The following is a 25,820-nucleotide window of genomic DNA, read 5'->3' on the forward strand; positions in this document are numbered from 1 at the left end:
AGAAGATGCCGCTCCAGACGAGAATCGTTCGCAAGAAGATTGTCGCCACTGAAAGGGCGCATAATTTATCACTATGTTGAACCAGCAGGCTGTGCGGTATGCGCCTCCCCTGCTATTTTTTGAATGAATTGACACCATGACCGAGATCACGTCCCTAAGAGACATCCCGCAAAAAAATATCTTCCGCAAGGGCGACACCTTTGTGCTGTTCGGCGAGCTGTTCGGCCGCGGCTATGTGAATGGCTTGCTGGACGAAGCGCGCAAGGCGGGCATGAATATCGTCGGAATGACGGTCGGCCGCCGCGATGAAAACATGGCGCTGCGCCCGCTGAACGCGGAAGAGCTGGCCGAAGCCGAAGCCAACCTGGGCGGCCGCATCATCAATGTGCCGCTGATGGCCGGTTTCGACCTCGACGCGCCAGCCGGCGAACCGACGCCGACGGCCCTGCTGGCCGACATGACCCTGAAAAGCTGGCAGGAAGACAAGCTGGACTGGGCGCAGATCGAACGCTGCCGCGAAGCCGGCATCGCCCGCTTCAGCGCTTCCGTAGCAAAAGCCATGGCCGAGCTGGACAGCCTGATTCCTGACGGCAGCAATGTGTATTTCGCCCACACCATGGCTGGCGGCATTCCAAAGGTCAAAGTCTTCCTGGCCATCGCCAACCGCATCTATAAAGGCCGCGGCGAGCGCTTCATGTCCTCGCGCGCCCTGCTCGACAGCGATCTGGGTAAATTGATCCTGATGAACTTCGACGAAGTCACGGCCAACACCCTGCAACACCTGATCGACGGCAGCGCCGCCATCCGCGCCCGCATCGAGCAAACGGGCGGCCAGGTGCGCTACAGCGCCTACGGCTACCACGGCACCGAGATCTTGATCGACGGCAAGTACCAGTGGCAAACCTACAGCAACTACACGCAAGGCCTGGCGAAGATGCGCTTGGAAAACGTGGCCAAGGCCGCGTGGGACAAAGGCATCAAGGCCACCGTCTTCAACTGCCCGGAAATCCGCACGAACTCGTCCGACATTTTTGTCGGCGTGGAACTGTCCCTGTTCCCCCTGCTCGACGCGCTGAAAAAAGAAGGCGGCGCGGCCTGGGCCGAAGAGCAATGGAAAATCTGCCAGGGCTTGCTGGAAGACGGCGTCTCGCTGCAAGACTTGCTCGACCGTATCGCCGCCTACAATGGCGACGCCACCAGCGTGCAATTCCGCAACTTCGCCGCCTGGCCGATGGACAACACGCCAGAGCTGGCCGACGTCATGATCGGCACCTCGGACGACATCACCAAGCTGCACAAGGACCGCAAGGAACTGATCACCGACCACCTGAGTTCCTTGGTGCTGGAAGGCACGGGCCCGTTGATGTTCCACACCATGTCGGAACCGCCAGCACCGGTCGTCTGGCTCAACCACGACATCATCGCGCGTCTGCTGAACTGCGTGCATAACTAAGTCTGGCCACGCAGCAGTGAGAAACGCCGTCCCAGGCTTGCGCTCGGGGCGGCGTTTCTACTTTGGGCTGACAACAGCAAGCGAAAAACTTGCCGAATTGTGACAAATAAGTGATAATGCGTCTCGCGCTGCCCGAGTGATGGAATTGGTAGACGTAGCGGACTCAAAATCCGCCGCCGCAAGGCGTGCCGGTTCAAGTCCGGCCTCGGGCACCAGAATTAAAGTAGAAAAGCACTGACTTCGGTCGGTGCTTTTTTCATTTTCGTCCTATTGTTTTTCCTGAATTTTTTACTGCATGCATTTCAACGCAAAGGCCCACCGCGCAGCCTTTGCGCTACGCACACGATGCATGGGATTCCCCTTGTCGCCAGTTGGCCACGCAAGGCGGATTGCATCGTTTAAGTTCTGTCAACAACCAAACGGTCGCGCCGGCAGCCGCGGCGCCATCATCGCAGATCAACGCTCTTCACGATAATAATCGCAGCCCGCGAAAGTGGTGCGCAGCGCTTGCTGCAGCTGGGCGTAGCGCTCCGGCGCCAGATTGAAGCGCACATCGATCTGACTTCGTCGCCCATCTGCATGGCCGCCTTGGCATCCATCTGCACAGACAGGCGATTCGGATGCAAAATCACGGCATGCATGTGGCCATACCAAGAAAATTACTGGCAGCAACATTCGATATACGGTTCATCCATGGCGCCGCGCCACCGCTGTCATTTCCGCTGCAGCTCAGATCACCAAGCGCATCAGGCATGGTTAAACTGCTCAAATTTGATTAATTCGCTTGATTATATGTATCCCAAATAATACAATCGTATGTATGAAAAGCATCCACACCACGGTCACTTTTGATGGGTGGTTCAGTAAACTGAAGGACAGGAAGGCTTTTTTTCGAATCCAGGCGCGCATTGACCGCGCCGAAGACGGCAACTTTGGAGATTGCAAGCCTGTCGGTGGCGGCGTCTCGGAAATGCGAATTGACTGCGGCCCGGGTTACCGCATCTACTTCACTCAACGCGGCATGGAAATTATCATCCTGCTCGCTGGTGGAGATAAGTCAACCCAGGCGAAAGACATCAAAACCGCACAGCAACTCGCACAAGAACTCTAGGAGGTCGTTATGGCAGAGAAACTAAATAAATGGGATAGCGCCCAGTACCTCAAAACTGAAGAGGACATGGTCGCCTACTTCGAAGCCTGCCTTGAAGAGGCTGGCGACGATGGATCCTTCATCGCCAAAGCGCTCGGCAATATTGCCAAGGCGCGCGGCATGACACAACTCGCCAAAGATACCGGACTGGGACGGGAGAGCTTGTACAAAGCCCTGTCCGGCGAAGGTAATCCAAGCTTCGACACAATACTGAAGGTAACGCATGCTCTTGGCCTGCAATTCCGAGCCGCGGCCCTCTCAGCTTAAAAAATCGTACGCAGGTCTGCCATTCCGACACGCTCTCAGCCTTGAGCACCGATACTCAAGCTGACGACATCTGAGCCAACTCAATGTTGATTAGTTGAGGTTGCATTAATAACAACCAAAATTCCAACCAGGCGCCTTGGTTCATGTCGTGTCCAAGTGGCTGACCCGGCAGCCACTAAAAAAGCCAAAACCGGGTGTTACGCCGCTACCGGAATTTTTCCCGCATCGACCGCCAGCGTCATCTCGAAAATTCGCCGCACATAAGCATCCGCGTCATCAGCCATGAACAACACATGCTGCTGCGCAAAGGCGTCCAATGTGCCGACATCCCATTTCAAGTTGCGCAATAGGGTCGGCGTGACGATGAAGCTTTCCAGAGCGACCTTCTTGCCGGCGCGCTGGACACGTTGTTCGATTTCCTTGATGGTGCGATGGAACAGGATTTTTTGGCTGGCTGGCCCTTCGTGCATCAAGCCATGCGGCTCGACGAAGGCAACATACTGATGCGTACCGCGCACGATCCACAAAATGAAATCGGGATAGAAACTGCCTGCCTCGAAGAAGCCCAGCCCGCCACCGCGGCTACGATTACGCAATAGAAACACGTCGCACCCTTCCAGCAGCGTTTTGCTGCCGGGTTGATCAATGAAATGGTGCAGGTCACGGACAAAGGCAAACTCGCTTTCATTCAATGCCACCGGCGCGACACTGACCTTGCGGCCCCGCGCAACATGCAGCAACGGCGAAAACAAATGCACACCCAGCTTGTACGCCTTCAGATCCTTGTGTTCGCCAATCAAGCCGCCAGCGGATTGCTTGATTTCTTCTTCCAACAACTTGATATCGACAATCAATGCTTCATCGCTGGCATCGGCAATCAATTGATACTCATCGCCAATCGCGGGAAGATTCTTGTCGCCTGCTGCGAGCGGCTTCAATTCCAGACGCGGCTCGTAAAATGCCTTTTTCGAATGGTTATAAAAAGCCTCGACATAGCGTTTCAACAACTCCGTTACCACCCGCTGCCAAATCTCGACATTACCCCAGTGGCTGGTAGCTAAAGCCGCCTGCGGAATCAGCAGCGTGTACCAGCCTTGGCAACCGGCATCAAACAAAGCGGCCAGCTTGCCCTGATCGATATTCAGATTGGTCCAGCCGCGCAAGCGCTTGTACGTTTCCAGTTCAAACCAGATCGCATCCCAACGGATGAAGGCCAGCTGCGTCGCACCCAGCACACCGCTATGCTTTTCCGACTCCTGTCCGGTAGCGGCCAGATCACGCCGGGCAACGATGGCTTCAATGCGCGGATACCAATCGACCACTATCGGGTTCTGCCTCAGCTTGGCTGGCACCTCGCCCGCCGACGGCACCGGGCCATCGAGCTTAAAACTGTAGTCGCGTCCGTTGGTTTTTTTGGTCTTCGGCCCCAACATCATCAATTGCTTGCCGAAGTCGTACGTCAGGTTCATGGGTATCGTCCGCGTCTCCTTCTTTTCATTGCCAGGCAGGCCTTCCTGCTCCAGAAACTTGCGGAATTCCTGCATATAATCGGCCTTCACGCCGAATACGCCCAGCGTCTCCACCAGCTCGATATTCGGTGGACGTGGCACCAATGGTGTGGCGCTGCTGCGTTTGAGGCTCCAAGCATGCCCCTTCAATCGCACGCCCCGGCCAAACAATTGAATAATCTGCGCGCCTTCGCTTTTGCCGACGTGCATCAATCCCAGGGTAGAAACGCGCCAGCAATCCCAGCCCGAGACAAATTTGCGCGAACCAATCAAGAGATTGACTGGCGAGGTCGAAGCGCTGATATCGCCAAACAAGGCCCCCGATGCAAATTCGCTTTCACGCACAATCGCCTGCGGACAGCTCAGTTCCAGCACTTTCATCAGCGCAGGCGCGTTGCCGACATTGATCACGCCAAAGGGAATGTCGGAAGTACCCGCCTGCAAGCGCACTTCGGCGGTCTCGCCCTTGACGCGCGTCAGCGTCAAGGTGCCGCCGGCCGCATGCTGAAAAATCCGCGTCAAGATATCCTGGTACAGCGCGGCAGCATCCTCGCCAGCCAGGCGTTTTTCTTTCAGCATCTTGAACGACGAAGCAAAAATATCGTGGCCAGTCTCATCAAGCAAGCCGGTCGCCTGACCATTTCCAGTCAGCAAGGCCTCGATCTCGCTCACGCTGAGGCTGCGCTCATGCAGGAACCCCGCAAAAAAATTCACGATGCGCGCCACGTCCGTCATCGTTTCAACATCGTCTTTGGTGCCGCCCATCGCCTTCGTCACGCTGGCACCGACAAACACCCATAGCGGCTTTTCCAGATTAAAAGCGCCAAAGCCCACTCGCTGCTCTTCAAACAAGCGCAGCTGCTGGTAATACGACAGCAGGCTTGCCATCAAATACAGGCGTTGCGTCGCATCGTGCGCATGGCCGCTGCCCGACAGGTTAAATATCCGGTAATCCTTGCCATAGCCATCTTCGTAAAAGTAGCGATACGAGTAATCGAACAGCACGCTCTTTGCATAGGCTTGCGTTACCACGTCTTCTTTTGCCGCCTCGACCGCCTGCGCAAACGTCGCTGAATACTCGAACACAAAACCCTTGGCTGACAAGGCATCGCGCCGCGCCAGCCAGCCCGTTTCGTTCTGGCTACCAAGGCCGACATGGCCCTCGTCGACCAGCAGCAAATTGCTGTCGCCCAGATTGCGTACCGCGACGATGTTTTCCTTGTCTTCATCGCCAAGCTTGCTCATTTCCAGCGCGTCGACACGCGTCAGTTCGGGTGCGGTCTGCGACAGCAAATCACCGGCCACAAAGCGCGCCGACACAATGCCGCTGGCGCCCAATTCGCGCAGATGCTGCTCGGTCAAGTCCGCTCCCGGCGTCAGCAAGATCACCCTGCCATACTCGCCGAGTTTGCCGGACTGCGCTGCGGCATGGCGGAACTGCAGCAGATTGACGTGCATCAGCAGCGTCTTGCCGCTACCGGTCGCGTTTTGCAGGCACACCTTGTTCAATTCATCCAGAGTGAACAGGTCGATCTGGCTGCTCAAGCCCTGCTCGCCGCGCCAAGTGTTGAAGGCCGGGACAAATTGATTCAAGCCTTCCAGCAAGTCATGCTTGCGATGAAAAAACAGGTCGAGGTAACGCTCGACGAACAATAGCGTCATCCATTGAAAGTATTTCCAGCTGATCTTGCGCGCGCGCTGGGCATTGATCGCCTCGGTATGGCGCACGATATTTTCTTCATAGCGCAGCAATTCGGCGCGTGTAACGACGGCTTGCGGCGACAACTGGAATGCATGGAAAAAATGATGCAAGCCATCCGCGCCGATGCCCTCGGCGACGTGGCGGATGCTCTCGCCCAGCGCCCGGATCGGCAAAATGGGCGTACCCGTAAGATGCAGCAGCGGGTTTACGCCAAATTCGCGTATCAGCCAGGCATTCAAGACCAGCTTGTGCCGGAAATGATCGTTTTCCTTGGCCAGACTGCGGCTTTTGGCCGACTTTTCCGCACCGACAGTACCGCTCACGCCTTGCGCGCCACCAGTGGCGGCCTTGACGGGCCTACCACGTTTCTTGAGCGTCGTACTGGCCGGCAGCGGAAGTGTAATAAGGTCAGACATCTTGCGACTCCCACATGCGCTGATGGAAAGCCTGCTCCAGCAGGCGGATATCGCAATGCGGCAGTTTCGGCAAAGTATGGCTGCCGTTGACGTAAATCACATCGAACTGGTTCTTATCTTGGCTATTGGACAAATCCAGCCGCAATACTTGGCGCAGATAGGCATCAAGCACCGCGTTATCCTGCTCCAGGTTGCCGCTCAGTTTGCGCCACACGACAAGCACCCGCTGATCGATCAGCGAGCCTGCCGCGCCCGGCACACGGCCTTCCACACTGCGGAACCACCACGATGGCAGCTCCGCATTGACGGCGACTTCCTTCAGCTTGCCTTTGACCAGCAAGCGCGTTGGGCTGCCTGCCGGCAAATCAGCATCGGCTTCCTGCTCGAACTCTGCCGCAAAGGTCTGCGGCGCATGCAGCTTATCGACGCGCAAACCTATCAGCCAATTGAAGGTCTCCACCAGATCGACCGTGCGCAATGCATGCGCGTCCGAACCGGGCCGCTTGACGTCGAGCTGGTAGGCAGTCGGATCGGTGAAGGCCGCAACATTGAGCAGCGAAGGAGAACCCCGGGTTTCCAGCGCCAGCATATAGTTGAGGAAATAATCCTCGCGCAATTGCGAATTGGTGGTGATCGCTTGCTGGCGCGGGGCCATCTCAGCCAATTGCAGATTGTTCAACGTATCTTCGTAGGATTCCAGACGAATGACTTTGACGAGTTGAGAGATACCATCGTTGCCCGTGCACTTGCCATTTTTCCAATCGCTTGAAAAAATTATTTTGGAAACTCTTCTTTTTAATACCGAATCAAAATACCCCCCCATTTCAATTAACAGATACTTTCTACTACCATTATCTTTTTTGTTTTGCGAAATAACCGCATGTCCAGTTGTACCTGAACCTGCAAAAAAATCCAAAATTAGTGAATTTTTATCTGCCCAATAAATAAGTGCATTTTCCACCAAATTTACTGATTTAGGATATGAAAATTCTGTCGTATTTAATATATCTTTGAGTAATTTCGACCCATACGTCGTTCCAGAGTACGCACCTCCATACCACATTGTTTTTGGTTTTCTCCCCTCCGGAATTCTAGTTTTTTTTACAACCTCAACCCGACCAGCTTTTTCCAATACAGAAATATCTCCAGATAGAATATCTTTACGTGCACCATCTGGGCTAACTCGCCAAATTCTTCGTTCACCATGAGGGTCAAGAGGAAAAATTTCTATAGCATCACTAAAATTTTTTAATGATACTTTGGGTGGATTTAGTGTTACATATAATGGATACCACTGATTTGGCCGATCATCTGGTCGCGAATTTCCACCGCGCCTTCTTAAATTATCCCATAAAAATGCACTGATATCATCTACAAGATTAAAGCTCTGTTTTTCTTCTGGAGTTAATCCACGAAGATTAATTGAACTACAATTAATATCTTTTGCGTAGGCATGAAAATAGTCATGACTTTTTGCCGGTTCGTTTTCACGTATATTTTGACCAGCAGGGTTTACCTCAACCGAAATTGTTGATATATAGTTATTAATTCCATAAATGCCATTCAAGAGAAGACGAGCATTAGCCATTTCCGTATCATCTATAGCAAACAATATAGACCCATCTTTTGAATTCATTTTTCGTCCAATTTCGCAACGATTTTGAATTAATGAAATCCATGATGAATGTTTGAATGTGTTTTTGTATGGGATAGCATTTTCAGTTGTGTTATACGGTGGATCAATATAAATGCACTTCACCTGTTCCCGATATCGCTCCTGCATCAAATTCAACGCTTGGAAATTCTCGCTATGCACCAGCACGCCATCGGTCGCGTCATCCAGATTGTCGATACTCGCCAATAAGCGCGCGGTAAATTCCGCATCAAAAAACCGCGTGTCCAGCACCAGCGTGGTGTTCGCCTGCAAATATTCCAGCGTGCCCGGTTTCGCATTCGCCAGCAGATCCTGCGACGGCTCGATCAAGAATCCAAGCTGCCGCCATTCCACCCACTGTGCTGCATTCGCGGCAACTTCCGCATACATCGTCGCCGGCACCCTGTCGAGGGTGACCAGCCACTGTGTATCGATGACGAATTTTTTCTTCAGCCAGAGTTTTTTCTGGAAGTCTTCAATCTGCGCCAGAAACGCGATCAGCTTGTGGGCGATGGCGCGCAGCGTGTGCAGCTTGCTCAGGTAGTTTTCAAAATTGGCGACATGTGGCGCGCTGGCGGTGCCGAGATCGTCAAGCCGCATGACTTCGTTCTTGATGTAGAAATCCAGCTCACGTTTCAGGAAACCACCGAGGTCTTTGTGGATGAAATAATCCATCGTGTTCTTGGCCGTGTACTGGTGCAGGTATTTGGCCAGCAGCGGCTGGGTATCCTGCTTGCCGCCAGCCTTCTTGGCGCCTTTGCTCACCAGTTGCGCCAGGGCCAGATGATAGGCGGCGGCGTCGCCGGCCTGCGCATCGCCACCCTGCGCTTGTTGCTGCAGCGCAGTCAGGATATCTACTACCGATTGCGTATTGCGCTTGTCGCGCCAGGTGCCGGTGTTGCCGGTCTTTTCGTCATCCGCCCGGTACTGGAAGCGCACGACCAGTTCGGCGGCATCATCCGCGCCTGTTTGCCACGCAATCGGCGTGGCGTCGAGCAGGAAAAACCGGTCCTTGTCGGCGGTGGCCTTGACGTTGTTGTGCTCGCCCTCTTCCGCTTCCACCAATTTGAAGTGCAGCCTGCGCGGCGCGGTGGCTTCAGCATCGCCAAACAGGGGATTTTGCCCGTCGCTGCCGGCGGCCTTGCTGATGTCGATACTGTAGTTGTTAAAACTTTCGCTGGTCTTGATGTAGTACTGATCCTTGTTGGCCCAGTGCAGATAGACCTCGCTGCCATCATAGGGTACCGAGTACGGCGCCGCGCGGTCGTGGGTTTCACGGGCGTAATAACGGCGCGACAGAAAGTCGCCCTGGTCGTAATAGCGTTCAAAAAATCGATACAGGTGATCATAAATTTCTGCATCATCGCCGGCGCTGTCGCGTGCGGCTTCATATGCCGCACGAGCTTGTTGCACTTTCGGCAGATTGTCAGGCTCGACCGCGCCGTATTCTTTGGCGGTGGTAAGCTCCCGTTCATAGCTGGCGCGGGCTGTGTCGATGCCCGCCTGCGCGCTGCCGCCGAAGGTGGTTGCGATCACTGCGAGCAAGTCTTCGCTCAGAAATTTTTCAATCTCTGCCGATTTGGCATGCATGATGCGGTACAGGCCGAAATCGAGATCGGGTTGGTTGAGCTGGAATAGCTCGCGCAGCAATTGGATGAAGCGGTCGCGTTGTTTATTGGCAGTACTGGCTTGTGTCATTTTTAGCTTGGTTGGTTATTCTGCTGTGGTTCGGTTCTGCCCGATTGGGTAGCGGCATGGGGTATTGCTTGCGCAGGGATGACGGCTGGCATGGGTGGTGCTGTCGCTCATTGCACCCACCACCGAATGGAAAACAAGGTTTCGGCGTGGACGCTTTGCGTCAGCCGTTGTTCGAGTTGCGCGATCAGCGCATCTCGCTTTTCAAGGACGGCGTCTTCCACCTCAAACACTTCCTGGCGTTGCTTGCGCTGCTGCTGTTCCAGCGCCCGCAGCTGAACCTGGATACCGGCCTGCTCTTCCATCGATAGCGCCTGACGGCTGTCGCGCTTGGTCTGGGCAATTTGTTGCTTGGTGTTGCGCAAGTGCTCTTCTGCTGCAAGCAATTTGTCATCCGCCCATTTTTCCAACTTGTTGCGCTCCTCATGGAACAGGCGCTGGTTGGTGTCGAGGATGACGGCGACTTCAGCTTCCACGCGGCGCTGGCCGTTGCTATCAAGCCAGGCTGGCGCGCTCGCGGTGATGCCCGCTGGTTTGGCCGCGGCTTCGAGCATCAACATTTTTTCGCAAGTCTCTTGATCGAGCACGCTACCGCTATCGGTGCGGGCAATGAACATCAGGCGCTCGCAAACATCGAAGGCGGTGACTCGCAGCCGGATCAGACGCAGCCAGCCGCAGGTGCCACGCAGTGGTTCCAGCACGCTGATGCGGCTGGGATGGCGGCTGTGTTCGAAGATGATTTCCGCTGGGGGCGTGGCGCCGGCCAGTGCCTGCGCCAGCGTCCATTCACCCAGCGGGTGCGTCAAACGATAAGCATGCGCCAGCATGTCGGGCTGGAGCGCGCCGCGCAGCAATTGATAGCGGCCGGCAGCGACGCTGGCGATAGGCGGGCGCAGCAACGAAAAAGCGTAGTGCGCATCGTCGAACTGCGCGTGGCTGGCCAAGATGTAACGGCTCGCCCCCCAGAACCAGCGGCCAACCTTGTCGAGCCTGGATTCGGCCTCGTTCAAGCGCAATTTCAGGCGGTCATGCACGTCTTCGTCAAAGCGTTCCAGCAGTTGCGTCTGGGTGTCACGAATGCGGACATTGATATCTTGCTCCAGCTCGGCTTGCAGGGCATTGAAGGCGGCCTCGATCTGTTCCGGCTCGCGGCAGCTTTCGACTATCTGCAGAATGCGCCTTTCAAAATCGATGCCGCTCTCGATAGTGCCCAGCACTTCGTCAGAAGCGCCGAAGACACCGGAAAACAGGCTGAATTTTTCGGTCAGCAATTCCAGCACCCGCTGGTCGGCGTAGTTGCGGGTGTTGAGGAAATTCATGACCACGACATCGAAGCGCTGGCCATAGCGATGGCAGCGCCCTATGCGTTGCTCGATGCGCTGCGGATTCCACGGCAGGTCGTAGTTGATAACCAGTGCGCAAAATTGCAGGTTGACGCCTTCGGCGGCGGCTTCTGTCGCGATCATGATGTCGGCGTCGTCGCGGAAGCAATCGATCAGTGCGGTGCGTCGGTCCACTTGCGGCGAGCCGGTGACACGGTCAGTGCCTTTATACCGTGCCAGCCAGGCGTGATAGATGTGTGTGGCCTGTTCGCTATTATTGCTGCCGCTGAAGGTGACGATGCGCCCGCTATAGCCATGTACTGCGAGAAATTGCGCCAGATATTCCTGAGTACGACGCGATTCAGTGAAGATGATGGCTTTCTTCGGTCCCTTCAGTTCGACCATTTTTGCCATCCCTGCAGCCAGTCCGTGCAGCAGCGACTGGGCCTTGGTGTCGGTTGTCAACGCCCCGACGGCAGCTATGAAACTGTCGATCTCGGCTATCTCGGCGCGGACACGGTTGACATCGATGCTGTCCGGCGTCCCGCCACCTGGCTTATGTTCATCATCGCCATCGCCGTTATCATCTTCGGCATCGTCGAGGTAGTCTTGTTCCAGGTCTTCGTCTGCTATCAATTGAACGACCAAGTCGTCTTGCCCTGCCGTCTCATCGCATTCCTCCAGCCTGACCAGCCTTGTGCGTATGGTGCGCAAGGTGGCAACGACGGCGTGCGCGCTCGATGCCAGTAGCTTGCGCAGGATCAATGCGGTTAAATGGCGCTGCTTTTTTGGCAAGGCGTAGGACACTTCATTTTGCAGGAAAACGGAGATGGCGTCGTAGAGTTGCTGCTCCTCGTCGGTCGGGTTGAATTTTTGCGTCAGCGGCTTGCGCTCGGTATATTTGACGTATTCCAGCACGTCCTTGCGCAATGAACGCTGAACGAAGGTTTGCAGGCGGGCGCGCAACGCGGGCAGATCGGCGCCGCTTTGCATGTACTGGCGACGGAATACGGTTTCGTCGCCAAACTGGTGCTCGTCGATCAGTGTAGAAAGCCCATACAACTCCAACAAGGAGTTCTGCAGCGGCGTGGCAGTCAATAGCAGCTTTTGCCGACCGGCCAATGCGCGTTTAAGTGCCTGTCCGATGCGATTGGTACGACGGTGTGCATTGCGCAGTTTGTGCGCCTCATCGATGACGACCAGATCCCATGGCACGCTGCGCAGTTCCACCTCCATCCGCAGCGAAAATTGGTAGGACATGATTAGGATTTGCCTTGAACACAGAGCATCGAGAGACTGGCCTGAGCCGATTTTTCGCAATGTCGGTGCATCGAGGATCAGGCTGCGAAGATTGAATTTATCACGCAGCTCCTGCGACCACTGCTTGCGCAAGCTGGCTGGACCAATGATGAGCAAACGACGTTTACGTTCCGCCCAGTACTGCCCCAGCACCAGAGCTGCCTCGATGGTCTTGCCCAGGCCCACTTCATCGGCCAGTATCACGCCCTTGCTAAGCGGACTTTTTAACGCAAATAGCGCCGCCTCAATCTGGTGAGGATTCAGGTCGACATTGGCGTCAAACAGCGCTTGCGACAATCGATCCACCCCGTCAGCAGCATGCTTTAGTACTAATTCCTGCGCGTAATATTTGGCGTGGTAAGCGGTGAACATCTGATTTATAAATGATGGGCGGCAAATCCCATCTTTTGCTGGCGCGCTAGGCGCTCGGAATGAGTGACTAGGTAAAAAAATAGGAGAAGGATCAAACTTATACCAATAATTTGCGCTATACGCAAATTATAGTGTTTAAATTTGCTTGATGGACTTTGTCTTACTTACGGTGAAGGCTGGAAAATTGCTTGATGAAAATTGGCCAAGTTATCCGACAAATCAGGAAAGATAAAGGCGCGACGCTGGAGAGGATCGCATTGGCTGCAGGTACCGACCCAGGAAATTTATCAAAGGTGGAACGTGATTTACAGCAACCAACCCCAGAAATGCTAGAAGGCATCTCGAAAGCGCTAGGCTTGCCGGTTTCTTCGCTATACCTGATTGCAGAACAAACCAGTCTTTCAAATAAAATAGTAGGAAATAAAGATGAAATGCAGCAGATTACGCGTCGCCTTGAATGCGTAGTCACGCAATTCATGCAGCTAACGCCATCGAATCAACAACTTATCAATGATTTTATTGGGGTGATGCTGAAGGCACAGCACAAAGACAACTGATACGTATTGTCAGCCGCCCCCTTCAGCACGACAATAAAAAAATTGTCTTTTGAGCGCGAGCATGAATGCCTCAACGCTCCTCGCGATAATAATCGCAGCCCTCGAACGTGGTGCGCAGCGCCTGCTGCAGCTGGGCGTAGCGTTCGGGCGTCAGGTTGAAACGCACGTCGATCTGGCCATCGTCATCCATCTGCATGGCGGCCTCGGCATCCATCTGCACGGACAATCGGTTCGGGTGCAGGATCACGGCGTGCATGTGGCCGTACCACGCAAATTCCTGGCCGCAGTATTCGATGTACGGTTCGTCCATGCCCATGGCCACGTCCTGCTCGTCATACTCGTCGGCGCGCTGCAGCATCAGGTAGACGGGCTCGCCTTTGCCGGCTGGCGCGGCCAAGGTGGTGATCAGGGCGTCGTCTTCATTGATGACGGACAACTCGGTGGCGGTAAATCCTGCGGACATGGCGTGCTTTCAACAAATAGATGGATGACGCCACCATAGCGCAAAAGCGGCGCGGACGACATAGCGCGCGGCGAATAAAGCGTGCCCCTATAATGGTCATTCCATCCATATTGCACAGGAGACCGCCTTGACCGCAGCATCGTCCTACACCACCCGCCTGGCCATCCCCTCCATCGCCACCTATCAGCACCTGCGCGTGGCCGCCGGCATGAGCGCGAAAAGCACGGCGGCGGCGGCCAAGGGCTTGCCGAATTCCCTGTTTGCCGTGCAAATCCTGCATGGCGACGAGGTGGTGGGGATCGGGCGCATCATCGGCGACGGCGGCTGCTTCTTCCAGGTCACCGATATCGCCGTGCTGCCGGCCCACCAGGGCAAGGGCCTGGGCAAGCGCATCATGCGCGAGATCATGCAATTCATCGAGACGGAGGTGCCGCAAAGCGCGTATGTCAGCCTGATCGCCGATGGCCAGGCGCAAGAACTGTATGCGCAATTCGGTTTCAAGCACACGGCGCCCGCCTCCGTCGGCATGGCGCTGGTACGCTAGTGCCGGCCTGGCTGGCTGCCAGCATGGCGCTGGCGCTGATGTTGAGCGCTGCCGCCTGGCGCGCCGAGCGCCTGCTGCAGCGGCGCGGGCGCACGACGCGCTGGCTGTGGCTGGCGGCCATCGCCGCGTCCGCCATCTTGCCGCTGGCGTGGCTGCCCGGCGTGCTGGCGGCCATGCCGGCGGAACAGGCGCAGCTGAAGCTGGGCTGGTTTGTCTTATCGAGCGGCATGCTGTTGCTGTTGGCGCTGCGCAGCGTCTGGCTGCTGTCGCACCAGCGTCGCTGGCAGAAAACATCGTTGCTGGGCACGCCCGTGTACTTGAGCGGCGGCATCGGTCCCTGCGTGGCGGGGCTGCTGCGGCCGCGCATCGTGATGCCCGTCTGGCTGCAACTGATTTCGCCCCAGCAACAGGCGCTGCTGCTGGCGCACGCACAATGCCGGCTGGCCGCGCACGATCCGCTGCTGCTGGCCGTGGCGTACGCATTGATTATTCTCATGCCGTGGAACCTGCCCCTGTGGTGGCAGTTGCACCGGCTGCGCTTTGCCATCGAGGTCGATTGCGACACGCGCGTGCTGGCGCACGGCCACGCGCTGCGCGACTATGCCATCGTGCTGCGCCAGCACGGCCAGTACTATTCGGGTCTGACGGGCGCCTCGCCCATCGTGCTGAACGACCCGCTGGCGCTGCGGCGCCGGCGGCAAATCATGGCCAGATTTACGCGGAACCGGGCGGCGAACTTGCTATAGTAGTGGCAACGCCGCGCGGCGCGCCCGCGATCCCGGCTCCCCCCTTAGAAATCAGAGAGATACCATGCTTTACCTGCTTGCCATCGTGATCGTCATCGCCCTGCTGTACTACGTCTTCAGCGGCCGCACGCCCGTCAAACCGCTGCACAAGCCGCTCGTCTCGGTGCGCCAGTACGTACCGGCGATTCCTGCGGGCGCCCCCGCGCATCATTGGAGCGACGAGGGACGCTTTGCGTCGGAAGTGGAAAACGAAGCCATGTACCAGGGCGCCATCGCCAAACTGGCCGGCGAGCATGGTCCCGGCAATGCGGAAGAAAAATGCCTGGCCCTGCTCGTCTGCGACGATGCCAACCCGTTCCAGGACAAGGCCATCGCCGTCTTCATCGATGGCCTGCTGGTCGGCTACCTGTCGCACAACGACGCGCTGCGCCTGCGCCGCAACCTGGGCCGCATGGATCTGGTGGGCCAGCTGACTTCGTGCGACGCCGTCATCCGCGGTGGCGGACTGTGGAATGGCAAGCGCCTGTCATATGCCGTGTGGCTCGATTTGCAGCCGTACAACTGATAAGCACTACACCGCGCGCGCCTGCCTGATGGCGCGCGTGGCGATAAAGCTGGGCAAGTATTTTTCAATTTCAAAGCGCGGGTGCGGATGCATTTCCTCGTGATACCCCGCCAGCACGAAGCCCGCCGCCAGCTGGCCGCCGATCTGACTGTCCAGCCCGTGACCGAAGATCAGCGCATCGCCCTGCTCCATGCGCAATGCCAGCGCATCGGCGTCCATATCCTCCAGATCCGAATACGGCAGCACGAAGCGGGGCCGTATCAAGCCCTGCTGTGCCCATTGCGGGTCGCGGTCGCCGATGAACACGGCCGGATTGAAAAAACTGCTCAGCAGCACGCCGCCGTCGGCCAGCACGCGCGCGCATTCGCGCCATACGGGGCCGATGTCGGGTACGTACTGGTTCGATACAGGATGGACGATGACATCGAAACTGGCATCGGCAAAGCGGCTCAGGTCGCGCATATCGCCCTGCACGGTGGCCAGATGCAAGCCGTCACGTTCAGCCACCATGCGGTCTTTCGCCAGTTGCTGCCCGGACAAATCGAAGACGGTCACGTGCGCGCCGGCGGCCGCCAGCACGGGCGCCTGCTGTCCGCCGGCGCCGGCCAGGCACAGGATACGCTTGCCATGCACCTCGCCCAGCCAGCCGGCCGGCAAGGGGCCGGGCGTCAAATGGATTTGCCACTGCCCGGCACGCGCCGCGGCGATGGTGGCGCTGTCGACAGGCTGCGACCATGGGCTGTTCTGTGCAGCCTGAGCATCCCAGGCTTGCTGATTATGCCGCAAGAAGTTGTTACTTAAAGGCATAGTCATCCTTTCAGAAAAAACAGGACGCGAATGTAGCATGACGCATGGCAAGGCGTCGCACCTTGCAAAAAAACCACACAATTCCTGATGGCAACTTCCTCGTCAGCACGGCCATTCCACGGGCACGACAAGGTGAGCGCCCCACTCATCCGCTTGGAAATGACTTGCACGACAGGGAGAATAATTACAATTAAGATATTTGTTTCCGGAAATCTGGTAAGGTAATCCGCATCGATCACCCGCCGTGGCGGCAGGCGCACACGCCAGCGCCACACGCGCCACCTGCTTCCTACGATGATACCTGCCAGCGTCCAGCACCTGTTCCACCTTCCCACCGATCCGGCCCAGCTGCATCACGGCCAGCATGCGCCGGGCCTGGTGCTGCTGTCGCTCGTGATCGCCATTTTCACGTCGTGGATGGCTTTCCAGATGACGGCGTACAGCCGCGCGCAGGCAAGCATCAGCCGCCGCTTGCACCTGCTGTGCCTGCTGGCCGGCAGCCTGGCGCTGGGCTGCGGCGTGTGGGCCATGCATTTCATCGGCATGCTGGCCTTCGAGCTGGGCACCAGCGTCGCCTACGATCCCGGCCTGACCCTGCTGTCCATCGTGCCCAGCGTGGCGGCCTCGTTCGTCGCCTTGGCCACCATCAGCCAGCGCGCCGTCACGGCGCCGCTGCTGCTCGGGAGCGGCCTGCTGGTGGGCCTGGGCATCGGCGCCATGCATTACACGGGCATGCACGCCATGCGCATGGGCCTGTCGCTGCGCTACGATCCGCTGCTGTTTGCGCTGTCGCTTGCCGTTGCCGTGGCGCTGGCCACCCTGGCCCTGTGGATACGTTTCGGCCTGCGCGGCTGGAGCAGCCGCATAGTCGCAGCGCAGCGCACGCTGATCAGCGCCTGCGTCATGGGGTGCGCGATTACCGGCATGCATTACATGGGCATGCAGGCGGCCCGCTTCGTGGGGACGATTCCCCCAGGCAATGATGCCGATGCCAACCGGCCCATGCTGGTGATCAGCGTGACCCTGCTGACCATCGCCCTGACCATCCTGGTCGCCTCGGCCGTGGGCATCTTGCGCTACCGCGAACTGTTTCGCCACCTGAACCAGAGCGAACACTGGACCCGTTCGCTGCTGACGAGCACGGTTGACGGCGTCATCACCATCGACCGCCACGGCAACATCGTCGACTTCAACGGCGCCGCCGAGCGCATCCTCGGCTGGCGGTCGGCGGAAATTGTCGGCCGCCATGTCAGCGTGCTGGTCAGCGACGTGCGCCAGTCGGAACAGCACGGCCTGCTGCACTACCTGCGCACGGGCGAAGGCGACGCGGTCCACACCAGCGAGGAAATCGTCTACCTGCGCAAGGATGGCGCCCCGGTCGCCGTGCAGCGCTCAATGGCCAGCGCGCGTCTGGCCGACCAGGATTTATATGTGCTGTTCATTACGGACATCAGCGAACGGCGCGCCATGCTGGCCGCCCTGCGCGAAAGCGAGCAGCAGTTGCGCTCGCTGATCGGCAACATTCCCGGCATCGCCTTTCGCTGCACCACGGCGGAAAACCAGCCCATGCTGTTCATCAGCGATGGCGTGGAAGCCGTCACCGGCTATCCGCCCGCCGACTTTCTCGGCGCGGCGCCGCGCCGCAGCATCACGGGCCTGATCGCCAGCGAAGAGCGCGCCTACGTCATCGACGTCTTCAACCGCAGCGTCGCCAGCGGCGAGCCCTACCTGCTCGAATACCGCTTGCTGCATGCCGACGGCACGGCGCGCTGGCTGTGGGAACGGGGCACCGTCGTGCACGATGCGGCCGGCGCCGTGCGCTGGGTCGACGGCGTCATCCTCGACATCAGCGAACGCCGGCAAATGGAGGAAGACTTGCGCATGGCCAAGGAAAAAGCGGAGCTGGCGGCCGCCACGCGGGCCAGCTTTGTCGCCAACATGAGCCATGAAATCCGCACGCCGATGAATTCCATCCTCGGTTTCACGGATGTGCTGCTCGACTCGCCGCTGGCGCCGGAGCAGCGGCGTCACCTCGACACCGTGCGCCAGTCCGGCCGCTCGCTGTTGCGCCTGCTCAACGAAGTGCTCGACACGGCCAAACTGGACAAGGGAGCCGTGGCGCTGGAATTGCGCGACTACAGCCTGCTGGCGCTGGTCGATGAACTGGCGTCCACGTATGGCATCCACGCGCGCGCCAAAGGCTTGCGCATGGAGGTGCAGTACGACCCGCAACTGCCGGCCGTGCTGCATGGCGACGAATTGCGCATGCGGCAAGTGCTGGGCAACCTGCTCGACAACGCCATCAAGTTCACGCCCGGCGGCGCCGTCAGCCTGACGGCGCGCCGCGACGATGGCCAGCTGCACCTGCTGGTGCAGGACAGCGGCATCGGCATCCCCGCGGAACGGCGCGACGCCATTTTTGATCCGTTCGTGCAGGCCGACGCCTCGACCACGCGGCGCTTTGGCGGCACGGGCCTGGGCACCACCATCAGCCGGCAGCTGGTGACCCTGATGCAAGGGCGCATCTGGGCCGACGCCGCCTTGCCGCACGGCAGCGTGTTCCACGTCATGCTGCCCTTGTTGCCGGCACGCCAGGCGGCGCTGCCCGCCAGCGAACGCCGCAGCGTGCGCCTGCCGCCCCTGCGCGTGCTGGCGGCCGACGACGTGCCGCAAAACCTGGAGCTGCTGAGCTTACTGCTGGGCAAGCGCGGCCACACGGTGATCACGGCCGGCGATGGCGCGCAAGCCTTGCAACTGGCGCAGCAAGACGACTTCGACGTGCTGCTGCTGGACTTGCAAATGCCGCACATGGATGGCCTGGCCGCCACGCAAGCCATCCGTGCCGCCGCCCTGCGCGATGGCCGCCCGCGCGTGCCCGTGATCGCCATGACGGCCAGCGTGCTCGATGCGCACCGCAAGGCGGCGCGCGCGGCCGGCATGGACGGTTTCGCGACAAAACCCGTCGAATGGCAGGCGCTGTCGCAGGAAATCGCCCGCGTGCTGGGCCTGGCGGCGGAACCGGCCGACGCCAGCCACGCGCCGGCGCCCGCTGGCGGACGGGTGCTGCACCATGCGGGCGCCCTGCAGCGCTGGGCCGGCAACGACAGCGCCTACCGCGCGGCGCTGGCACGTTTCGGAATCGAGCATCCCCGCCTGCCGCCTGCCCTGCTGGCCGCCATCGAGGCGCGCGAGCATGCAACGCTCTTGCCTCAGAGCCACAAACTGCGCGGCGTGGCGGCCAACCTCGGCCTGGAGCAACTGGCCGCCAGCCTGGCGGCGCTGGAGCAATGCTGCGCCAGCCCCGGTCCCGCCACGGCACAACAGCTCGACGCAACGCTGGGCGCCCTGCTGACGCAATGGCCGGCGGCCGTGGACGCCATCGCCCGGCTGGCGCCGCCTGCCTTGCCGGCGACGACAGCAGCGGCAGCCATCGACGCGCCCGCCGCCCGGCAAGCGGCCAGTGCACTATTAAACGCCTTGCGGCGCGGCGAACTCGATGACGCGGCGCAAGCACAGTTGCAGCACGCCATGGGCGCGCAAGCGGACGCGCTGGCGCCGCTCTTGCACGCCATCGACGACTTTGATTTCCCCCTGGCGCAGTCGCTGCTGCACGACTTGCTGCACACCTACGCCCCGGAGTCCCCATGAATGCATCAGCCCGGCCCGTGATTCTCGTCGTCGACGATGAGGCGGCCAATTTGCAGCTGCTGCGCCAGATCTTGCAGAACGACTACGCGCTGCTGTTCGCCAAGGATGGCGCGCGGGCGCTGGCACTGGCGCAGCAGGAACGCCCGGCGCTGATCCTGCTCGACGTGATGATGCCCGGCATGAGCGGCCACGACACCTGCCGCCAGCTGAAAGCGGCGCCGCTGACGGCCGCCATCCCCGTCATTTTCGTCACGGCCCTGAACGACATGCGCGACGAACTCAGCGGTTTCGAAGCGGGCGCCGTCGATTACATCACCAAACCGCTCAGCCCCGCCATCGTGCGCGCCCGCGTGCGCACGCACCTGTCGCTGGTGCGCATCGATGAATTGAAGGAAACGCGGCTGCAGATCGTCCAGCGCCTGGGTCTGGCGGCCGAATACAAGGACAATGAAACAGGCTTGCACGTGATCCGCATGAGCCATTACGCGCGCCTGCTGGGCGTGGCCGCCGGCATGGACGAGGCCGCCGCAGACGACCTGCTGCACGCGGCGCCCATGCACGATGTGGGCAAGATCGGCATCCCCGACCGCATCCTGCAAAAGCCGGGCAAGCTCGACGCGGACGAATGGGCCATCATGCAGACGCATGCGCGCATCGGCGGCGACATCATCGGCGAACATGCCGAAGGCGGCATGCTGGCGCTGGCGCGCGCAATCGCCCTGTCGCACCATGAAAAATGGGATGGCAGCGGCTACCCGGACGGCTTGGCGGGCGAAGCGATTCCGCTGGCCGGGCGCATCGTCGCCGTGGCCGACGTCTTCGACGCGCTGACCTCGGTGCGCCCGTACAAGCGCGCGTGGTCGGTGACGGACGCCGTGGGCTATCTGCAAGCGCAACAAGGCAGCCATTTCGATGCGCGGCTGGTCGAGCTGTTTGTGCAGGAACTGCCCGCCATCGACGCCATCCGGCTGCGCTGGGCGGAGAAAGCGGAACACCACGCGCCGGCTTGAAGAGTGAACTCCCGCCACGGCCAGCGTTGTTGCGTCACACAAACAAGTGCCGGACAGATGGCGCCGGCGCCGATGCAGACCACTGGAAGAGCAAGGAGTTCAATGCCATTATGGCTGGCTGCGGGCCAGGCATTTTGACGCGCATCAAACAGCTCGCAATTTCCTGGCTGTGGACTTGCAGATGGCCATGGCCCGTATTTTTTTGACCCATATCAAGCCCAGCATAAGAAAAACGTCCGCCAGCACGGCAACGCTGGACTTGCCCCTGTTGCCGTTCTAGCCTTGTTGCCATCCTGACTAGCGAATGACACCATGGCCTATAAATCCATCCTCGTCCACGCCGACCTGTCGCGCCATGCGCCGCAGCGCATCGCCATCGCGGCACGGCTGGCGCACGCGCACCAGGCGCACCTGATCGGCGCAGCCATGACGGGCCTGTCGCGCTTTTACGTGGAAAACAACCGCGGCATGCGCGGCGGCGCCGTGGCGGCGCAGATTTCAGCCCTGCACGGGCAGGCGGAACAGGCGCTCGACCAGTTTGAAACGCTGGCGCGCCAGGCCGGCGCCGCCTCGCTGGAACGGCGCCTGATCGAAGACGATGAAGATGGCGGCATGGCCGTCAGCGCCCGCTACAGCGACTTGACGGTGCTCAGCCAGCACGACGACAGCGAAGCCCTGCCCGGCGCCATGAGCGACCTGGTGCCCTACGTGATGCTGAATGCGGCCCGTCCCGTGCTGATCCTGCCGCGCAGCGGCCAGTTCGCGCAAGTGGACAACACCGTCGTGGTGGCCTGGGATGGCAGCATGGAAGCGACGCGCGCCATCGGCCACGCCCTGCCCCTCTTGCGCGCGGCGCGCCTGGTGGTGCTGGCCCTGCTGCACCCGCCGGCCGGCCACGCGCAGCCGGCGCGCCACCCGGGCGCCGACATCGCCGCCTACCTGAGCCGCCATGGCGTGCCCGTCGAAGTGCGTTCGGCCACCACCACGGGCGACATCGGCGCGGCGCTGCTGGCCATGGCCGCCGAAGTGCATGCGGACTTGCTGGTGATGGGCGGCTACGGCCACGCGCGCTTCCGCGAAATTTTATTGGGCGGCGTGACGGAAACGGTGCTGCGCCAAATGACGGTACCGGTGCTGATGGCGCATTGACGTCAAGCGCGCCATGTTTATTTGCTAAATAGCTATAATTGCCTGATTACTTACCTCAAGGCAATGTACATGAAGCAACAACTGCTCAATTGGAGTAGCACCCTGGCGCCGTTCGGCAGCGACCTGCTGTGGACAGTCCTGCCGTGGATGCTGCTGTATGGCGTGATCGGCTTTGTGCTGGCGGTCGGCATCTGCTACCAGCTGGCCAGAAAATGCCTGCTGGTGCGCCGTCCGCCCGCCTGGCATGTGGCCGCCAAGCTCAGCTATGTGTTGATCCTGGTCGCGCTGCCGCTCCTCGGTGGCGGGTTTGGCGCCGTGCACAGCGTGCAGCGCGTCGTCAACCAGGCCCTCGAACGCGACCTGCAGCCGGTGGTCGAAGCGCAAATGCCGGCGCTGCGCGTCTACCTGGAACAGCAGGTCAGGCTGATCGCCCCGGGCCAGGCTATCAGCATGCGCAGCCTGATCGAGCCCTTCGTGCAAGACATGTATTACCGGCCGACATCCGGCAGTTACTGGGAACGCAGCAAGGCGCGCTGGATCAATGAATTCATCCTGCGCCGCGGCAGCGTGCTGCTGACGCAGGTGCTGCAGGAACAGCTGATCGCCAGGGCAACTGTGCTGGGCGAAGCGCTCAAGGGCGCCGGCTTCCGTGGCCAGGCGACGGGCGAACTGGCCAGTCTGGGCACCGACTTGGCCGTGCGCCTGACCACCGATGTGGCGCGCCAGGCCGACTTCAGCAAACTCGACAAATCAGTGCCGATGATTTTCATCGATGCCGTCAAACGCCAGGCCGGCGCCTATTTCAATTCGCTCAAGATCACGCTGGGCCTGTTCGCGCTGGCGGCGCTGCTGCTCGTGTGGGGCGAGATCATGTTGTACCGCCACTATTACCTGCGCCGCCATCCGGCCACGGCCCTGCCCGTGCCACCCATGTAAAAAAGCCGCCCCTCCTTGCGGACGGGGCGGCTTTTCATGTGCTGCTAACGCTTAGGCTTTACGCTGGGCGACAGCATCCACGACGCACAGCGCCGTCATGTTGACGATACGGCGCACGGTGGCCGATGGCGTCAGAATGTGCACGGGCTTGGCGCAACCGAGCAGGATCGGGCCCACGGCGATGCCGTTGCCTGCCGCCGTCTTCACCAGGTTGTAGGCGATGTTGGCCGACTCGATATTCGGCATGACGAGCAGGTTGGCGTCGTTCTTCAGTGCCGAATTGGGCATCAGTTTTTGACGCAGCTTGCTGTCGAGGGCCGTATCGCCGTGCATTTCGCCGTCGATTTCCAGGTCCGGCGCGCGTTCCTTGACGATGGCCAGGGCGGCGCGCATCTTTTGCGCCGAGGCGCTGTCGCTGGAACCGAAGTTCGAGTGCGACAGCAGGGCCGCGCGCGGCGACAGGCCGAAACGGGTCATCTCTTCGGCGGCCATGATGGTGATCTCGGCCAGCTGCTCGGCGTCCGGGTTTTCATTGACGTGCGTGTCGACCATCACCAGCTGGCGCTCCGGCATGATCAGCACGTTCATGGCGGCGTAGACATTGCTGCCGGCACGCTTGCCCAGCACCTGGTCGATGTATTTCAGGTGCAGCTGGGTGGTGCCGAAGGTGCCGCAGATCATGCCGTCGGCGTCGCCCTTGTGGATCATCATCGAACCGATCAGGGTATGGCGGCGGCGCATTTCCAGCTTCGCGTATTCCTCGGTGACGCCCTTGCGGCTCGTCATCGCATAATACGTGTTCCAGTAATCGCGATAGCGCTCGTCGAAGTCCGGGTTGATGACGTCGAAGTCGACGCCTTGTTTCAGGCGCAGGCCGAACTTCTGGATGCGCGCTTCGAGCACCGGTGGACGGCCAACCAGGATGGGACGCGCCAGTTTTTCATCGACCACCACTTGCACGGCGCGCAGCACGCGCTCTTCTTCGCCTTCGGCGTAGACGATGCGTTTGAGTTCGGCCGGCGTGGATTTCGCCATCAGGAACAGCGGCTTCATGAAGGTGCCGCTGCGGTAGACGAATTGCTGCAGGCTGTCCGCGTACGCTTGCAAGTCCTTGATCGGACGCGTGGCGACGCCGGAATCCTCGGCCGCCTTGGCCACGGCTGGCGCGATCTTGATCAGCAAGCGCGGATCGAACGGCATCGGGATCAGGTATTCAGGACCGAACGACAGGTTGCTGATGCCATAGGTGGTGGCCACGATGTCCGACTGCTCGGCATGCGCCAGGTCGGCGATCGCGTGCACGACGGCGATTTCCATTTCGCGCGTGATCGTCGTCGCGCCGCAATCGAGGGCGCCGCGGAAGATGTACGGGAAGCACAGCACGTTGTTGACCTGGTTCGGGTAATCCGAACGGCCCGTGGCGATGATGGCGTCGCTGCGCACGGCCTTGACTTCTTCCGGCAGGATTTCCGGATTCGGGTTGGCCAGCGCCAGGATCAATGGGTTCGGCGCCATCTTGCGCACCATGTCTTGTTTCAGCACGCCGCCGGCGGACACGCCGAGGAAAATGTCGGCGTCCGGGATGATCTCGGCCAGGGTGCGCAGCGGCGTGTCTTGCGCGAAGCGTTCCTTGTCCGGGTCCATCAGTTCCGTGCGGCCCTTGTAGACGACGCCGGCCAGGTCGGTGACGTAGATATTTTTCAGCGGGAAGCCCAGGTCGACGATCAGGTCGAGGCAGGCCAGCGCCGCGGCGCCCGCGCCCGACACGACCAGCTTGCAGTCCTCGATTTTCTTGCCGACGGCTTTCAGGCCGTTCAGGATGGCCGCGCCGACGATGATGGCGGTGCCGTGCTGGTCGTCATGGAAGACAGGAATCTTCATGCGGTCGCGCAGCTGGCGCTCGATGTAGAAACACTCGGGCGCCTTGATGTCTTCCAGGTTCACGCCGCCGAAGGTCGGTTCCAGCGAGGCGATGATGTCGACCAGCTTGTCCGGGTCCATCTCGTTGATCTCGATGTCGAAGACGTCGATGCCGGCGAATTTCTTGAACAGCACGCCCTTGCCTTCCATCACCGGCTTGGCGGCCAGCGGACCGATATTGCCCAGTCCCAGCACGGCCGTGCCGTTGGTGATGACGGCCACGAGGTTGCCGCGCGCCGTATATTTATAGGCATTCGCCGGATCGATGACGATTTCTTCGCACGGTGCCGCCACGCCTGGCGAGTAGGCCAGTGCCAGGTCGCGCTGGTTGGTCAGTTGTTTGGTCGGCGTCACGCTGATTTTGCCGGGGCGCGGGCACTCGTGATACTCGAGTGCGGCCAAGCGCAATTGTTGACGCAATTCTTCTTTTTTATCAGATGACGAATCCATGCTGTGCTGCCTTCCTGTTTGGTCGATCGGGTGTTCCGGATTTTATCAGACCGATTCTTTCAATTAGCTAGGTATTTTCCGCTAGCCACAGTCTGATATCACGAAAACGCATAACCTAGCATTGTAAGGCCGTCCGGCGATGCAAACGTCCTGAACAGGAAAAACTATCAAATTTTAGATTTCAATT

The 25,820-nt window shown here is 59.5% G+C and carries 17 protein-coding genes and 1 tRNA gene; 12 read left to right on the plus strand and 6 right to left on the minus strand.

Translation table 11 applies throughout. The features are described 5' to 3' along the window. The first annotated feature begins 136 nt into the window (after positions 1–136). From HWE17_RS06305 to HWE17_RS06320, 4 genes are all read left to right on the plus strand, one after another. Complete coding sequence (locus HWE17_RS06305) at positions 137–1,453, plus strand: hypothetical protein (protein WP_176388184.1); 1,317 nt, start codon at positions 137–139, stop codon at positions 1,451–1,453. Positions 1,454–1,583: 130 nt separating this feature from the next. Next, a tRNA-Leu gene (locus HWE17_RS06310) sits at positions 1,584–1,668 on the plus strand. A gap of 605 nt (positions 1,669–2,273) precedes the next feature. Further along, positions 2,274–2,564 carry a type II toxin-antitoxin system RelE/ParE family toxin gene (locus tag HWE17_RS06315; RefSeq protein ID WP_099401702.1) on the plus strand — a complete coding sequence of 97 codons (291 nt, stop codon included), beginning with the start codon at positions 2,274–2,276 and terminating at the stop codon, positions 2,562–2,564. A 9-nt stretch (positions 2,565–2,573) separates the two neighbouring features. Continuing rightward, on the plus strand, positions 2,574–2,870 hold the full coding sequence (locus HWE17_RS06320) for an addiction module antidote protein (protein ID WP_099401703.1): 297 nt from the start codon (positions 2,574–2,576) through the stop codon (positions 2,868–2,870). Between the two features lie 197 nt (positions 2,871–3,067). Here the strand turns inward: HWE17_RS06320 and HWE17_RS06325 are convergent, their stop codons facing one another. From HWE17_RS06325 to HWE17_RS06335, 3 genes are all read right to left on the minus strand, one after another. Then, positions 3,068–6,496 carry a DEAD/DEAH box helicase family protein gene (locus HWE17_RS06325; RefSeq protein ID WP_176388185.1) on the minus strand — a complete coding sequence of 1,143 codons (3,429 nt, stop codon included), beginning with the start codon at positions 6,494–6,496 and terminating at the stop codon, positions 3,068–3,070. After that, on the minus strand, positions 6,489–9,848 hold the full coding sequence (locus HWE17_RS06330) for a site-specific DNA-methyltransferase (protein ID WP_176388186.1): 3,360 nt from the start codon (positions 9,846–9,848) through the stop codon (positions 6,489–6,491). Before HWE17_RS06330 ends, HWE17_RS06325 begins: the two co-directional genes overlap by 8 nt. 107 nt (positions 9,849–9,955) lie before the next feature. After that, positions 9,956–12,838, minus strand: coding sequence for an SNF2-related protein (locus HWE17_RS06335; RefSeq protein WP_099401706.1), 2,883 nt, complete (start codon positions 12,836–12,838; stop codon positions 9,956–9,958). A 191-nt stretch (positions 12,839–13,029) separates the two neighbouring features. On the opposite strand from HWE17_RS06335, the gene HWE17_RS06340 reads away from it, so the two are divergent. After that, positions 13,030–13,395 carry a helix-turn-helix domain-containing protein gene (locus HWE17_RS06340; protein ID WP_099401707.1) on the plus strand — a complete coding sequence of 122 codons (366 nt, stop codon included), beginning with the start codon at positions 13,030–13,032 and terminating at the stop codon, positions 13,393–13,395. Between the two features lie 70 nt (positions 13,396–13,465). On the opposite strand, the gene HWE17_RS06345 is transcribed toward HWE17_RS06340, so the two are convergent. Continuing rightward, positions 13,466–13,858, minus strand: coding sequence for an Imm10 family immunity protein (locus HWE17_RS06345; RefSeq protein ID WP_052140012.1), 393 nt, complete (start codon positions 13,856–13,858; stop codon positions 13,466–13,468). Between the two features lie 127 nt (positions 13,859–13,985). Between HWE17_RS06345 and HWE17_RS06350 the strand changes: the two genes are divergently transcribed. From HWE17_RS06350 to HWE17_RS06360, 3 genes are all read left to right on the plus strand, one after another. Then, complete coding sequence (locus HWE17_RS06350) at positions 13,986–14,402, plus strand: GNAT family N-acetyltransferase (RefSeq protein ID WP_255206134.1); 417 nt, start codon at positions 13,986–13,988, stop codon at positions 14,400–14,402. Then, on the plus strand, positions 14,402–15,148 hold the full coding sequence (locus HWE17_RS06355) for a M56 family metallopeptidase (RefSeq protein ID WP_176388187.1): 747 nt from the start codon (positions 14,402–14,404) through the stop codon (positions 15,146–15,148). The genes HWE17_RS06350 and HWE17_RS06355 overlap by 1 nt, the downstream gene beginning before the upstream one ends. A 64-nt stretch (positions 15,149–15,212) precedes the next feature. Next, positions 15,213–15,713 (plus strand): hypothetical protein, encoded by a 501-nt coding sequence (locus HWE17_RS06360; RefSeq protein ID WP_099401709.1) that lies wholly within the window; start codon positions 15,213–15,215, stop codon positions 15,711–15,713. Between the two features lie 6 nt (positions 15,714–15,719). Here HWE17_RS06360 and HWE17_RS06365 read toward each other — a convergent pair whose 3' ends face one another. Beyond that, positions 15,720–16,520, minus strand: coding sequence for a class I SAM-dependent methyltransferase (locus tag HWE17_RS06365; protein WP_176388188.1), 801 nt, complete (start codon positions 16,518–16,520; stop codon positions 15,720–15,722). Between the two features lie 294 nt (positions 16,521–16,814). Between HWE17_RS06365 and HWE17_RS06370 the strand changes: the two genes are divergently transcribed. From HWE17_RS06370 to HWE17_RS06385, 4 genes are all read left to right on the plus strand, one after another. Further along, positions 16,815–20,168, plus strand: coding sequence for an MHYT domain-containing protein (locus HWE17_RS06370; RefSeq protein WP_176388189.1), 3,354 nt, complete (start codon positions 16,815–16,817; stop codon positions 20,166–20,168). Further along, positions 20,165–21,178: a two-component system response regulator gene (locus HWE17_RS06375; RefSeq protein WP_176388190.1), complete on the plus strand. Its 1,014-nt coding sequence runs from the start codon at positions 20,165–20,167 to the stop codon at positions 21,176–21,178. The genes HWE17_RS06370 and HWE17_RS06375 overlap by 4 nt, the downstream gene beginning before the upstream one ends. 312 nt (positions 21,179–21,490) lie before the next feature. Continuing rightward, positions 21,491–22,327: a universal stress protein gene (locus HWE17_RS06380; protein WP_176388191.1), complete on the plus strand. Its 837-nt coding sequence runs from the start codon at positions 21,491–21,493 to the stop codon at positions 22,325–22,327. 69 nt (positions 22,328–22,396) lie between these two features. Next, positions 22,397–23,263 (plus strand): hypothetical protein, encoded by an 867-nt coding sequence (locus HWE17_RS06385; protein WP_176388192.1) that lies wholly within the window; start codon positions 22,397–22,399, stop codon positions 23,261–23,263. Between the two features lie 51 nt (positions 23,264–23,314). Here HWE17_RS06385 and HWE17_RS06390 read toward each other — a convergent pair whose 3' ends face one another. Next, positions 23,315–25,633 (minus strand): NADP-dependent malic enzyme, encoded by a 2,319-nt coding sequence (locus tag HWE17_RS06390; protein ID WP_035822433.1) that lies wholly within the window; start codon positions 25,631–25,633, stop codon positions 23,315–23,317. Positions 25,634–25,820 lie beyond the last annotated feature (187 nt).

The organism is Janthinobacterium sp. BJB401, from assembly GCF_013372745.1.
Lineage (GTDB): Bacteria > Pseudomonadota > Gammaproteobacteria > Burkholderiales > Burkholderiaceae_D > Janthinobacterium > Janthinobacterium rivuli.

Bases quoted from the DNA above. Each gene is read 5' to 3' on its own strand.
- HWE17_RS06305 (WP_176388184.1), top strand. From the start codon at position 137: ATGACCGAGATCACGTCCCTAAGAGACATCCCGCAAAAAAATATCTTC.
- HWE17_RS06315 (WP_099401702.1), top strand. From the start codon at position 2,274: ATGAAAAGCATCCACACCACGGTCACTTTTGATGGGTGGTTCAGTAAA.
- HWE17_RS06320 (WP_099401703.1), top strand. From the start codon at position 2,574: ATGGCAGAGAAACTAAATAAATGGGATAGCGCCCAGTACCTCAAAACT.
- HWE17_RS06325 (WP_176388185.1), bottom strand. From the start codon at position 6,496: ATGTCTGACCTTATTACACTTCCGCTGCCGGCCAGTACGACGCTCAAG.
- HWE17_RS06330 (WP_176388186.1), bottom strand. From the start codon at position 9,848: ATGACACAAGCCAGTACTGCCAATAAACAACGCGACCGCTTCATCCAA.
- HWE17_RS06335 (WP_099401706.1), bottom strand. From the start codon at position 12,838: ATGTTCACCGCTTACCACGCCAAATATTACGCGCAGGAATTAGTACTA.
- HWE17_RS06340 (WP_099401707.1), top strand. From the start codon at position 13,030: ATGAAAATTGGCCAAGTTATCCGACAAATCAGGAAAGATAAAGGCGCG.
- HWE17_RS06345 (WP_052140012.1), bottom strand. From the start codon at position 13,858: ATGTCCGCAGGATTTACCGCCACCGAGTTGTCCGTCATCAATGAAGAC.
- HWE17_RS06360 (WP_099401709.1), top strand. From the start codon at position 15,213: ATGCTTTACCTGCTTGCCATCGTGATCGTCATCGCCCTGCTGTACTAC.
- HWE17_RS06365 (WP_176388188.1), bottom strand. From the start codon at position 16,520: ATGCCTTTAAGTAACAACTTCTTGCGGCATAATCAGCAAGCCTGGGAT.
- HWE17_RS06370 (WP_176388189.1), top strand. From the start codon at position 16,815: ATGATACCTGCCAGCGTCCAGCACCTGTTCCACCTTCCCACCGATCCG.
- HWE17_RS06375 (WP_176388190.1), top strand. From the start codon at position 20,165: ATGAATGCATCAGCCCGGCCCGTGATTCTCGTCGTCGACGATGAGGCG.
- HWE17_RS06380 (WP_176388191.1), top strand. From the start codon at position 21,491: ATGGCCTATAAATCCATCCTCGTCCACGCCGACCTGTCGCGCCATGCG.
- HWE17_RS06385 (WP_176388192.1), top strand. From the start codon at position 22,397: ATGAAGCAACAACTGCTCAATTGGAGTAGCACCCTGGCGCCGTTCGGC.
- HWE17_RS06390 (WP_035822433.1), bottom strand. From the start codon at position 25,633: ATGGATTCGTCATCTGATAAAAAAGAAGAATTGCGTCAACAATTGCGC.